Below are 13,847 nucleotides of genomic sequence, written 5' to 3' on the forward strand. Positions count from 1 at the left end.
GCTTCTTCGCCCCCTGAGGGCTCCGCACCTTCCGGATCTGGAAGTCCATCGCATCCCCTGAACTGGGGTGTTGCGACGACCACTAGAACCCAAGCGGCCGGGGGCGGGCCCTGTATCCATGGGTCATGCCGGAAGGTGTGCCGCGTAAGGCTTCGATGACGGCCTCAGCGGCTGTCATCCCAGTCAGCGGCCCGCCTGCAGTGAGTCCCCGGCACGGGACGTTGCACTCGCCCGAACCTGCTGGGCACGAGTGTCGACGCGTGCCGTCAGGTGCGGACCTTCGAGTAGGCGCAGGTCCCGTCCTCGATGTCGTCACCGTCGATGAGGCAGACGTTGAAGGCAATCGTCTTCCCCTCGGGGAAGGACAGATTGTGGCTGGTGGAACCGCCGGTCCTGTTCGTGATGGAGCGGCCACCGACGTACGCGGTGACTCCCCGGCCGTCCGCGAAGCGGTCGACGAGCTGGACGGTCTCCCCGTCACTGAAGAAGATCGCCTCGCCCGCGCCGGCCTTGAAGTTGAGCCACTTCTCCGTCGCGATGAACCCGTTGGCACTGGCCGGAGACGCGAGGGCCATCGTCAGAGCAGCGCCGGACACCAGCGCCCCGAAGACCTTCGCTTTTCCCCTGAACATGCAGAAATCAACTCCCCGTTGTGTTGCAGTCGTGCAGGTGCACTTTCCCTTCCATGCTAGGTGCACCAGGTCGGCGGGGCCAATGAATTCACCTCGCCGACCGACCTCCACCCGACCTGTGAAGGTCCAGTGATTGACCGTCGCCCATTCCTCGCATTTCAGCCGACCTCGTCCCTCATCCATGCAGTGACGGTGAATTCGTCTCCCACCGCCAGTTTCCCGGTCCGCATCACGGAGAATTTCGAGCCGAAAGCCACACCTCCCCCGGGCACCCGCCGGTAGGAGGCGAAGGTCCGCAGCGGCTCCGGTCCGGCCTTGATGCCGGCTTCCTGGTCGACCATGGTGACGGCGCAGCGGAGAGCGAGCTTGGCGAACCCCAGCTCGGCGTCGCCCACTTCGGCCCGGAGCACCCGGTCCTCGGTGTGCGGCTCGTGCCACCCGTCCAGCACGATGTTCGGCCGGAACCGGGTCATCGGAAGGGGCTGCTTTCCCGCCGCTGTCAGCCGTTCATTGAGGTCGTCGAAGGTGGCCAGGGAAAGGATGTGCAGCGGGCTGCTGTCGGCGTAGCCCGAGGTGCCCGGAATGAGGCCGTCGGCCACCCGGTCGTGCTCCGGTGGTACACGCACCAGCCGGCAATCCGTACCGAGCGTCCCGGACAGCCAGTCGGCAGCCGCCTCTCCTTGGTCGATGCCACGGAATTGCTCCCCGAAGAGGTCGATGCCCCTCCGCGGCGAGGTGGTGTCCACCTCGATGTGCACAGCTCCACCTCCCTCTTTGCGTAAGGTGAGTTGAGTGCCGTCGGAGCTGATGTCGGGGTGGATCACCGCCAGCAGCGGATCGGTGCGCTGGGTGCGGAACACCCCCCGATCGTTGACGACCAGGAAGCTGCGATCGTGCGGGAGGCCTGCCGGAGTGAGACCGGCCTCCGTCAGCGGAACCCCGGCGCACCCTTTGACGGGGTAGGTGATCAGTTCGGTCACTGTGGGCATGCGGACACCTTATGAGCACCCCGCCGGGGGCATGACGGGTGATCCACAGCGACCGGGTGAGCCGTGCACTCCGGCCCGCGTAGAGGGCGAGGGCGGCCGCCGGCTCGGGGCCGGCTCGGCTGCCCCGGCCCACGGCCCCACCCCTACGGCACCCCCGTCCGGTGGGCGGAGCCGCGCCGGTCCGGCAGTCGCAGGGGCAGGGCCTGCGAGGTCCGAGAGCCTACGGCGCGTCCTGGGACCCGCTCGTCCACGCGGCGCGCAGCGCCTTCTTGTCCACCTTGCCGACCTTGGTCGTCGGCAGCTGGTCCAGCAGCACCGTCCTCGCGGGCGTGTACAACTCTCCCAACTCGGCGGTCACCGCCGCGCCGACCGCCTCCGGGTCGACGTCCGCGCCGCCCCCGGCCGTGGCCAGGAAGATCTGCACGGCCTCCCCGTACTCCTCGTCCGGCACGCCCAGCGCCGCCGCGTTGCGCACACCGGGCAGCGTGAGGAGGAAGTCCTCCAGGACCCGGGAGTAGACGTTGTCGCTGGTGCGGCCGGTGACGATGATGTCCTTGGCCCGGTCGACGAGATAGAGGTAGCCCTCGGGGTCGAGATAGCCCATGTCCCCGGTGCGCAGCCAGCCGTCGTGCAGCGCCGCCGCGGTGCGCTCCGGGTCCTCGTAGTAGCCGAGCATCACCGTCTCGCCACGCACGCACACCTCGCCGACCTGCCGGACCGGCAGTGCCGCCGTGCTGTCCTCACCACGGATCTCGATCTCGACGTCGGAAATCGCGCGACCGCAGCTGCGCCAGAGCTCGGGGCGCCGGGCTGCCTCCGAGGCGAGGTCGTCCGCACCGAACGCGGTGATACCGAGCGCCTCCGACTGCCCGTAACCCTGGCTGAGCACGGGCCCGAACATCTCGACCGCCTGCTGCAGCCGGCTGGGCGACGTGGCCGCGCCGCCGACGACGACCCGCCGCAGCGCGGGCAGGGCGCCCGGCTCGCACTCCGGGTGGTCGAGCACCGCGTACAGCATGGGCGGGACGAACATGGTGGCGGTGATCCGCTCCTCGCGCAGCACCCTCAGGGCCGCGCCCGCTTCGAACTCGGGGAGCACGACGAGTGCGGACCCCGTCACCAGGGCCTGGAGCGAGGTGAGGTGGCCGCTGCCGTGCGTGAGCAGCGTGGCGGCGAGCACCCTGTCCGTGCCCTCGTTCATGGCCGGGAAGAATGCGGAGCCGGAGTTCTGCGGGTCGTCCTCGACCAGGTCCACCAGCGCGTCGTAGAGCCGGTGGCTGTGCGCGGCGAGCTTGGGGCGGCCCAGGGTTCCGCCGGTGTAGAGCACGGTGACGGCTTCGTCCGCTCCGGGGGCGGGCACGCCGTCGGGGCGCACGGCCGGGCACTCGGCCGCCAGCGTCAGCAGGTCCGTGCACGGCAGCTCACAGGGCCCGAGGCTGAGCAGTACGGGGGCGTGGACGCTGCGGCCGGCCGCGTCGGCGGCCCGTTGCGCGAAGAGCGGGTCGGTGACCACGACGCGCGCCCGGGACTGCTCGACCAGCGCGGCGAGCTCGCCGGGCCCCGGCTCGGGCGGCAGGAACACGACGCGGCAGCCGATGAGATGGACGGCGAGCTGCACCAGGACGGAGTCCACGCGGTTGGCCAGGAACAGCCCCACTCCGTCGCCGGGCGCGAGCCCCTGCCCGCGCAGGGCGTGCCCCAACCTGAACAGCCGCCGCCGAGCCTCCCCCCGCGTCAGCCGCTGCGCGCCTTGGACGAGCGCCTCGGCGTCCTCGTCCTCGTGCCAGTGCTCGAGAATGTGGTCCACATACGTCCGAGGCTCGGATGTTTCCTGTGCGTTAACAATCACCAACACATCCAAACACGCTGCTCAGACGCCGTGTCCGCACGGGGGCCAGCTTCGGCCATCAGCGGGCGGAGTACCATGCCCCATGCTCACTCCTTGACGAAACTCCCGTATTCGCAGGCCAGTTGAGCGCCACCTTCCGGCGGGAGAGGGCCGATGGGGAACACCTCGTGAGTGGTTCCGACCTTCCGGACTCGGCAACTCGCAGGGCTGTCCGCTCCGTTGCACGTCCCGCCCGGCACCCTTCCTCTGGTCCGGCGCACCGGTCGCCTATCGTGAGGACGCCAACTCCCGTATTCAGAGGAAGCGTTCATCCTGGTGACAGTGCACATGACCGCCCTCCGTCCGCTGCCGGATCTGCTCCGGGAGCACGCGCGGCGCCTCGGCACCAAGACCGCCTTCCAGGACGACCGTTCCCGTGTGACGTATGGGGAGCTGGAGCTGCGGACCGGCCGACTGGCGGGACATCTCGTCGGCCTCGGTCTGCGGCACGGGGAACGCGCGGCGGTCCTCCTGGGCAACCGGGTGGAGGCCGTCGAGAGCGTCCTCGCCGTCCTCAGGGCGGGCGCGGTCGGTGTGCCGATGGACCCGCGGAGCACCACCGCCGAGTTGGCACACCTGCTGGACGACAGCGGGGCCCGGTTCGTGTTCACCGACCGGTCCTCCCTGGAACGGTTACGGCCGTTGCTGCCGGATCGCCCCCGGCTCGGCGTGGTGCTCGTCGAGGATGCCGGGACGCGAGACGGATACCCGGCGGCGGAGGCGAGTGGCGACTCGGCCGACGAAGCGGGCATGTTCCGCTACGCGCCCCTGGCCGCCACCGAACCGCCCGCGCCGGCTCCGGACGATCTCGGGCTCGACGAGGTGGCCTGGCTCCTCTACACCTCCGGGTCGACCGGCCTGCCCAAGGGGGTGCTGTCCACCCAGCGCAACCGGCTGTCCTCGGTGGCGTCCGGTTTCGTCGCCGTCCTCGGCCTGTCGGCGGACGACCGCCTGCTCTGGCCCCTGCCCCTCCACCACGCCATGGGGCAACTCCTCTGCGTCCTCGGGGTGACCGCGACGGGAGCGTCCGCCATGCTCCTGCCGCGGTTCTCCGTGACGGACGTGCTGGGTGAGCTGCGCCGGACCGAAGACCCGTTCACCCTGCTGGCAGGGGTACCGGCGACGTACGCCAAGCTCGTCGACGCTGTGGGGGACGACGGGCTGCGGGCACCCGCGCTGCGGGGCTGCGTCAGCGGGGGCGCGGCCGCCCCTCCCGCGTTCCAGCGGGCCTTCGAGGAGGTCTGCCGGGTTCCGTTCCTCGATCACTACGGGAGCACCGAGGCGGGGCCGGTCGCCATGACGGCACCGGGCGCCGCCCGGGTAGACCGCTCCTGCGGCCGTGTACTGCCGGGTATGCGGGCGCGTATCGGCGACGGCAGCGGCGCCCCGGCCTCGGGCGAGGGCGAGTTGTGGGTCTCCGGGCCCGGTGTCATGGCCGGGTACCACCAGCGGCCCGACGACACCGCCGAGGTCCTGCGCGACGGGTGGTACCGCACCGGTGACCTGGCCCGGATCGGCGCCGACGGTGAACTCACCCTCACGGGCCGGGTCAGCGAGCTGATCATCCGGGCCGGGAAGAACATCCATCCCTCCGAGGTGGAGGCGGTGCTGTTGGCCCTGCCGGGCGTCCGGGACGCCGCCGTGGCCGGCCTCCCGGACGACGTGCTCGGTGAGGTCCCGGCCGCCTACCTGGTCCCGGCGAACGCCGGTGCCCTCGACAGGCGAGAGATTCTCGCCGCCTGCCGGGAACGCCTCTCGCCGTTCAAGGTGCCGGCCGCCCTCTACGAGGTGGACGCGATCCCGCGCACCGCCTCGGGCAAGGTCAGGCGGTACGCGCTCGCGGAGGTGTCCGCGCGCCCGCTGCCGGCCGGCGCCCCCACGCCGACGGAGGCGGAGACGGTGGCGGAGACAGCGACTGTGGCGGAGACGGAGGCGGCGGACCTGACGGCTCTGGTGCGGGCCGAGGTCGCCGCCGTGCTCGGCTGCGCCGTGGACGAGGTGGAGCAGAGCACCGCGTTCCGTGACCTGGGGCTGGACTCGTTGACGTCGACGGTGCTGTGCAACCGCTTGTCGACGGCGACCGGCCTCCCGCTGTCCGAGGCCGCGCCCTTCGACTTCCCCACCGCGGCCGAGCTCGCCGCACATCTCCGGGCGCGGCTCACCGGTGGGCGTGCGACGGCCACGCCCAGCCGTCCGGAAGACGCCGGTACGGACGAGGACCCCGTGGTCATCGTCGGCATGGCGTGCCGTTTCCCCGGCGGCGTGCGGAACCCCGAGGACCTGTGGCGGCTGATCGAGGACGGGACCGACGCCATCACCCCCTTCCCCACCGACCGGGGGTGGGACGTGGACGGGCTGTACGACCCGGACCCCGGGCGGGCAGGCCGTACCTACGTCCGCGCGGGAGGCTTCCTGTCCGGTGTCGACCGCTTCGACCCGGCCTTCTTCGGGATCTCGCCCCGCGAGGCCCTGGCCATGGATCCGCAGCACCGGTTGCTGCTCGAAGTCGCCTGGGAGGCCTTCGAACACGCGGGGATCGATCCCGGCACGGTGCGCGCCACCCCCACGGGTGTGTACGCCGGACTCATGTACAGCGACTACGCCGGCCGTATCGCCCGCACGCCGGAACGGGTGGAGGGCTACCTCGGCATCGGTAACGCGGGCAGTGTCGCCTCCGGCCGTATCGCCTACACCCTGGGCCTGGAGGGGCCGGCGGTCACCGTGGACACGGCGTGCTCGTCGTCCCTGGTGGCCCTGCACCTGGCAGTCCAGGCTCTGCGCAGGGGCGAGTGCACGCTGGCGCTCGCCGGAGGCGCCACGGTGATGTCGGCACCCCACTCCTTCGTCGAGTTCAGCAGGCAGCGCGCGCTCGCCCCCGACGGCCGCTGCAAGGCGTTCGGGGCGGCGGCGGACGGCACCGGGTGGGCCGAGGGCGCCGGCATGCTGCTCGTGACCCGGCTGTCGGAGGCCCGGCGGGCCGGCTACCGGATCCTGGCCGTGGTGCGCGGTTCCGCGGTGAACCAGGACGGCGCGAGCAACGGCCTGACCGCGCCGCACGGTCCGGCGCAGCAACGGGTGATCCGTCAGGCTCTGGCGGACGCCCGGCTGGGCCCCGCGGACATCGACGCGGTGGAAGCGCACGGCACGGGCACCCGGCTCGGCGACGTCATCGAGGCGGAGGCGTTCCTGGAGGCGTACGGGCAGGCCGGACGGCGTGAACATCCGCTGTGGCTGGGCTCGGTCAAGTCGAACATCGGGCATACGCAGGCGGCGGCCGGCATGGCCGCTGTGATGAAGATGGTCCAGGCGATGGCACACGGCGTCCTGCCGCGTACGCTGCACGCCGAGCAGCCGAACCCCGGCGTGGACTGGTCGTCGGGTGCGGTGTCGCTGCTCACCCGTTCGGTGCCCTGGCCCCGGACCGGACAGCCCCGGCGAGCGGGGGTGTCGTCCTTCGGGATCAGCGGGACCAACGCGCATGTGGTGATCGAGCAGGCGCCCGCGGAGGAGCCGGATGCACCGGGCCGCCCGGACCGCGGATCCACGGCCGCTCGGGTGCCGGCCGCTCAAGTGGCCGCGGCCCCGGGGGCGGCCGTGCCGTTCCCGGTGTCGGCGAGGAGCGCCCCGGCGCTGCGGGCGCAGGCTCGGCGACTCCACACCCACGTGGCCGAACGCCCCGGAGCAGACCTGCTGGACCTCGGCTTCTCCCTGGCCACGACCCGCGCCCACTTCGAGCATCGCGCGGTGGTCGTGGCCGGTGACCAGGAAGAACTGCTCGCCTCGCTCGACGCGGTGGCCGCCGGCCGCGGACGGCCGGGCCTGAGCGCGAGCGGCCCCCGCCCGGCGGGCCAGGTCGCCTTCCTGTTCACCGGGCAGGGCAGCCAGCGGGCCGGCATGGGCCGGGAACTGTACGAGGCCCATCCCGTCTACGCCCGTTCCTTCGACGAGATCTGCGCACTGATGGACCCGCTGCTGCCGGAGCCGCTTCGGGACGTGGTGTTCGCCGCGGAGAACGACGGGAACGCCGGCGCCGGCGAGGGCGGCACGGGGAGCTCCGAGGGGGTCGGGGATGTCGAGGGTGTCGGGGGCTCGCGAGCGGGCGGGCTCCTGCACACGACGCGCTTCGCACAGCCCGCACTCTTCGCTCTGGAGGTCTCCCTCTTCCGGCTGCTCGAGTCCTGGGGCGTACGCCCCGACAGGGTGGCGGGGCACTCGGTCGGCGAACTGGCGGCGGCGCACGTCGCCGGGGTGCTGTCCCTCGCGGACGCCTGCACCTTGGTCGCGGCACGGGGCCGTCTGATGGACGCCCTGCCCACCGGTGGGGCGATGGCCTCGGTACAGGCCGACGAGAGCGAGGTCACCGCGTACCTGGCAGGCGGAGCGGGCGGTGCGCGCGGGGTGGACATCGCAGCCGTGAACGGCCGCTCCGTGGTCGTCTCCGGGGACGAATCCGCAGTGCTGGAGGCCATCGCGCACTGGCGCGAACAAGGACGCGAGACCACTCGTCTACGCGTGAGCCACGCCTTCCACTCGGCGCACATGGAACCCATGCTCGACGCCTTCGCCCGGGTCGCGCAGGGGATCAGCTACTCGCCGCCGACACGTCCCCTCGTCACCGCGGTGGCGGACCGGCCCGCGACCACCGAGGAGATCTGCTCGCCCCGGTACTGGGTGGACCATGTGCGCCGACCGGTCCGCTTCGCCGACTCGGTGCGGTACCTGTCGGAGCAGGGGGTCACGCACTTCGTGGAGCTCGGCCCGGACGGTGTGCTCGCGGGCCTGGCACGCGACTGCCTCTCCGGCCACCGCCCGACGGCCACGGCGGACACGGCGCACACGGCGACGGGGACGTCCAGTGGCGGTACGGACGGCCCGGCGCCTCTGGTCGTCCCGACGCTGCGCGGCCGACGGCCGGAGGCCGGGGCACTACTCGCCACGGTGTCCGCACTCCACGCCCACGGTGTGGACGTGGACTGGCACGCGGTCTTCGCCGGGCGCGGCGCACGGCACACGGCGCTGCCCACCTACGCGTTCCAGCGTGAGCGGTACTGGCTGGAGGCCGACCCGGCGGGATCCGCGGCGGAGCCCGACACCGCGACCCACCCCTTCCTGCGCACGGTGACCGCGACGGCGTACGACGACGGCCTGCTGCTGAGCGGCCTGCTGTCCCTGCGTGACCAGCCCTGGCTCGCCGACCACGCGGTGCTGGACACGGTGCTCCTGCCGGCGACGGCCTTCGTCGACATGGCGATCCACGCCGGAGACCGGGTGGGCGCCTGTGTACTGGAGGAACTGACGCTGACGGCACCGCTGGTGCTGTCCCTCGACGAGACGGTCGAGCTCCAGGTGAAGGTGGCGCGAGCGGATGCGGACGGGCGCTGGGCGGTGGTCTTCCACGCACGGACGCACGCCCCCGGATACGACGACCGCCCGTGGACCCGCCACGCCTCCGGAGCCCTGTCCCCTGCGGACTTCGGCGTTACAGAACTGCGGACGTCCGCGGACGTGCCGTCCCCATGGCCTCCGGCCGGCGCCGTACCGCTGCCGCTCGGCAGCGAGGCGGGTACCGGCCTCTACGAGGAACTCGCGCACGGCGGGCTGCGTTACGGACCGGCCTTCCAGGGCCTGCGGGCCGCCTGGCGCCTGGGTGACGACCTCCTCGCCGAGGTCGAACTCCCGGAGGGGGAACACGTCGACGCCCACCTGTTCACGGTGCATCCGGCGCTGCTGGACGCGGCGCTGCACACCCTGACACTGGATCAGGCCGCTCCGGAGGGCGACGGCGGCGGCGGAACCGGGGCGGTGTTGTCGCTCCCGTTCGCCTGGAGCGGTGTGCGGCTGTACCGGTCGGGCGCCCGCGCGCTGCGGGTGCGGGTGTCCCGGACGGAGGGGAACACGGCCCGGCTGGAGCTGACCGACGGGACCGGAGCCCTCGTGGCCACGGTGCGCTCGCTCGCCCTGCGGCCGCTCTCCCCCGAGCAGTTGAGCGGCGTACGCGCGCACCGGGACAGTCTGTTCCGCCTGGAGTGGACACCTCTGCCGGATTCCTCGGATTCCTCCGCCCCGATGCCGACGGAGCCGTCTGAGTGCGGGCTCCTCGGCGAGCCGGGCCCGCAACTGAGCGGCACGCTCGGGCAGTCGGGCATCCGGACGATGCTCCACCCGGATCCGGCCGCCGCGGCAGCGGACGCACCGGCCGTCGTGATCGCCTGTCCTCCGCTCACCGGGGAGGACGGGCCGGACCGCGCCTCGGCCGCACACCGTGCGGCCGGCTGGGCACTGCGGCTCGTCCAGGACTGGCTCGCCGAGGAACGGCTCGCCCACTCCCGTCTCGTCGTCCTCACCTCGGGCGCCGTCACCACCGGAGCCGATCCGGACGAAACGATCGGCACCGGCGATGCCGCTCTCGTCCAGGCCCCGGTGTGGGGGCTGCTCCGCTCCGCGCAGACCGAGAACCCGGGCCGCTTCTCGCTGATCGACATCGACGACCATCCCGAGTCCGCAGGGGCCTTGGCCCGGGCCCTGACGAGCCCCGAGCCGCAGACGGCGGTACGCCACGGCGTCGCGTACGTACCGAGACTCGTCCGCGCATCCCCAGCGGCAGCGGCAGCGACAGCAGCAACGGCAACGGCAACGGCAACGGCCGATGGTGCACCGCGCCGGCTGCACCCGGACGGCACCGTCCTGGTCACCGGTGGCTCCGGCTCCCTGGGCATGGCGTTCGCCCGTCACCTCGTGGTCGAGCACGGGGTACGTCACCTGCTGCTCGTGGGACGGCGCGGAGCCGACGCGCCCGGTACCGCCGAACTGTGCGCGGAACTCACCGCACTGGGCGCGGAGGTCACGGTGGCGGCCTGCGACGTCGCCGACCGCACGGCGCTTGCCGCGCTGCTCGCGAGCGTGCCGGAAGCACACCCACTGACCGGCGTGGTGCACACCGCGGGGGTCCTGGACGACGGCGTGGTCCCGTCCCTCACCCGGGAGCGGCTGGACCGCGTGCTGCGCCCGAAGGTGGACGCGGGCCTCGCCCTGCACGACTTGACCCGGAGCAGCGACCTGGCGGTGTTCGCCCTGTTCTCGTCGGTGGCCGGGGTGTTCGGCTCCGGTGGCCAGGGCAACTACGCGGCGGCGAACGCGTTCCTGGACGCGCTGGCACGGCACCGCAGGGCGCTCGGGCTGCCCGGCACCTCGCTCGCCTGGGGGCCGTGGGAGCAGAACGGTGGGATGACGGCCGGGCTCCGGGGCGCGGACCTGCGCCGGATGGCCCGTTCCGGTTTCCTCCCGCTGCGGACCGAGGAGGGCCTTACGCTCTTCGACGCCGCCGTCGAAGGACCGGACGCCGTCCTGGTGGCCGCTCGTCTCGACCCGGCGGCAGCCGGGGCATCCCGGGAACCCGGGGCACCGCTCTCCCGCGTACCGGGCCGAGGGCCCGTACGGAGGGCCTCCGCGTCGCTCACCGGGCCCCTCGCCGACGGCGAGGACGCGCTGCGCCGACGGCTGGCCGCCACGCCCGCGGGCGAACGCGGTGTTCTGCTCCTCTCGCAGGTCCGGGCGGAAGCCGCCCTGGCGCTCGGCCACGGCTCGGGGGATTCCGCGGTCGACGCGGACCGCGCGCTGGCCGAGCTGGGCCTCGACTCACTGGCCGCGGTCGAATTGCGCAACCGGCTCGCGGCGCTGACCGGGCTGACCTTGCCGGCCACGCTCCTGTTCGACTACCCGACGGCGCGCGGGGTCGCTGCCCACTTGGCGGAGCTCTGGTCCCGGAACGCTCCTGCATCTCCCGGCCCGTTGACCGCTCCCGGGTGTCGGGGCGGTGCGGCCGACAGCGCTTCGGCCCCGAAGGGCACGGACGCCGACTCCTTGTCCGCGCTCTTCCGTACGGCGTGCGCCCGCGGCAAGGCGTGGGACGGGATGGCTCTCCTGACGATCGCGGCACGTCTCCGTGAGGTGTTCGAGGACGCCGCGCTCCTCGGTTCACCCCCCTCGGCCGTCACCCTGGCGACCGGGGGCTCCGGGACCCGCCTGATCTGCTTCCCCGCCCTCAGCGCACTGTCAGGGCCGCACGAGTACTCGCGTTTCGGACCGGCCCTCCAGGACCGGCGTCCGGTGTCGGTCCTGCCGAACCCGGGCTTCCTCCCGCGGGAACTGCTGCCCGCCACGCTGGACGCCTTCGTGGCGGCGCAGGCCGCCGCCGTACGCGCGTGTGCGGGTGACGAGCCGTTCGTCCTGCTGGGGCGCTCGGCCGGCGGATGGGTGGCCCACGCGGTCGCCGAGGAGCTCGAGGGCGCGGGCCTGATGCCGTCCGCCGTCGTCCTGATCGACACCTATCCCGGCGAGGAGAGCGGCCCCGGCGGCCGCGGTGACGACGGTCCCGCGCTCTCGGCGATGACTGCGGGCATGCTGGAGAACTCCGCGCAGTTCGCCTCGGCCGAGACCGACCGGCTCACCGCGATGGCCGGCTACCTGGAGCTCTACGCCGGCTGGAAGCCGACCGCCCTGACGGCCCCCACCCTCTTCGTCCGGGCCGGAGACCGTCTGCCCGGCATCGAGGCAGCCGATCCATGGAGCCTGCCGCACTCCGAGATCACCGTGCCCGGCGACCACTTCACCGTCCTGGAGGACCATTCCCGCACGACCGCCCTCGCCCTTCACACCTGGCTCTCCGAGCACCTCCGAGAGGACACCTCCGGAGACGAGCCCCAGGGCCACGACGGGGAGGCCGGACGGCAGCCGGCTCCCCGGCCGTCTCCCGCCGACGGCGGTGAACCCGCTCACGACCGCTGACGCACCCGTCGCGGCGGAGCCGGGAGGTCACGGCGCGGACGGTGTCGCCGTCCCCTCGCCCCGCGGAACCCATGATGAGCTCGAACTGCGTAGTTCTACGCTACCGGGTGCCGATGGTCAGGCGGAGACTCAGCCACGTCATCGACCGCACCGACCGAACAGGTTCCGGAAACGGTCTCATCGCGCAATGCCGCAGAAGAAACGGCACCGGCCATCTCTTGCCGCGAGCGGCGCTGCCAAGAAGGAGCGAGAAGCGTGACCATTCGCCTACTGCAGCAAAGGTCAGGGCTGCGCACTGCCACTGGCCTCCTGGCTTCCCTGGGAGCCTGCGGACTCCTGGTGCTTTTGCCCGCAACGAACGCTCATGCCGAAGACAACAGGACCCTCGCCCTTCCAAGAGGGACCTACACGGCAGTCCCCGACAGTGACAGCGGGACCTTCCGCCTGGAGAGGGAGGGGCAGTGTCTCGACGTCGATTCCAGCGGTAACACCACCGACTCATCCTGTGACAGTGGAACCCGCTGGAATATGCAGCCCAACAAGGACGGTGATGGAAGGTACCTCCGCCACGTCGGCGACAACAAGTGCATGAGCAAGCTCTCGCTTGCGGTCACCGACTGCGACAGTGACTCGGTGGACAACTTCCGGGGCGTCTCCGACATTCCAGTGGACCTGAAGCTGAGCAGGCAGGCTGCGATCAGCTTGGGTGAGAACAAGATCTCCATCTGCAACCAAGGGGGATTCGCAGCCAGGGCGGTCATCGAGTACCGCGTCCAGTCCGACCCCAACAGCGCCAACGAGACCAGCGATCGCAGAGTCATCGGATCGTTTCCTGCCGGTCAGTGCCGGACCGAAACCCTCCCGGCAGGAAAGATCTACGGGAACGTTGAACTGCGCAGGTACACCGGCTGGTACCTGGGAAATTACGCTTTCTGGGACGGAGACAGCGGCGCCTACGCCGGCAGCGCCAACGACCAGCTGACGGCCAACTGGACCTTCGGAGGCGATCACATCGACGGGTCGTACAACCTGACGGGTTCGACGTGTCACTCAGGTTCGAACTTCGACCCGAACAGCAGCAACCAGGCGTCTTCAAAGATGAAGGATGGCCAGACCGGCTGTACCGGTGTCAATCCTGAGCGCATCACGACCGATTCGGTGGGCGCGATCGTCGGCCAGGTGATCCCCATGGTCCTCCGCATGGTGTTCTCCTGAGCAAGGCGCTCCCTGGAGATCCCGGAGTCGCGATGGGACCGGGCCCCATGGTGTAGCCGCTTTCGGGCCGGGGAATGGACCGCCGCAAACGGCGTGGTGTACGGAGATCAACGCCTGTGCGGCGGACAGGAAAGGCCGCCGGACATCTTGCCAAATTGTTCGACCAGCGGCATTCTGTCCTGGCCGACTCGGGCGGCCCGTGAGTCGTGCGAATCCGTCATGAGTAGTGAGCGTGCACGGTCTCCTTCGTTCTCCGCGGTTGGCTTCCGCCTCACCATCCGGCGGGTATCCGGGCGGGCCCGATGGCACCGCGAGACCTGGGGGGAGGGACCACCGCCG

Annotated in this window: 5 protein-coding genes; 2 read left to right on the forward strand and 3 right to left on the reverse strand. The window is 71.7% G+C overall.

Annotated features, from left to right (window positions below; all coding sequences use genetic code 11):
- Positions 1-266: 266 nt before the first annotated feature.
- From ABT112_RS21470 to ABT112_RS21480, 3 genes are all read right to left on the reverse strand, one after another.
- Complete coding sequence (locus ABT112_RS21470; protein WP_351511889.1) at positions 267-632, reverse strand: hypothetical protein; 366 nt, start codon at positions 630-632, stop codon at positions 267-269.
- Positions 633-790: 158 nt separating this feature from the next.
- Entirely contained in the window at positions 791-1,621 is an 831-nt protein-coding gene (locus ABT112_RS21475) for an MOSC domain-containing protein (RefSeq protein ID WP_351511891.1), read from the reverse strand.
- 220 nt (positions 1,622-1,841) lie between these two features.
- Positions 1,842-3,428 carry a class I adenylate-forming enzyme family protein gene (locus tag ABT112_RS21480; RefSeq protein ID WP_351511893.1) on the reverse strand — a complete coding sequence of 529 codons (1,587 nt, stop codon included), beginning with the start codon at positions 3,426-3,428 and terminating at the stop codon, positions 1,842-1,844.
- A gap of 369 nt (positions 3,429-3,797) precedes the next feature.
- On the opposite strand from ABT112_RS21480, the gene ABT112_RS21485 reads away from it, so the two are divergent.
- On the forward strand, positions 3,798-12,293 hold the full coding sequence (locus tag ABT112_RS21485) for a type I polyketide synthase (RefSeq protein ID WP_351511894.1): 8,496 nt from the start codon (positions 3,798-3,800) through the stop codon (positions 12,291-12,293).
- Between the two features lie 255 nt (positions 12,294-12,548).
- The gene (locus ABT112_RS21490) at positions 12,549-13,508 is read left to right on the forward strand and encodes a ricin-type beta-trefoil lectin domain protein (RefSeq protein WP_351511896.1); all 960 of its coding nucleotides are present in this window, start codon (positions 12,549-12,551) and stop codon (positions 13,506-13,508) included.
- The last annotated feature ends 339 nt before the right edge of the window (positions 13,509-13,847 follow it).

The organism is Streptomyces sp. NPDC002055 (assembly GCF_040296705.1).
Taxonomy (GTDB): Bacteria; Actinomycetota; Actinomycetes; order Streptomycetales; family Streptomycetaceae; genus Streptomyces.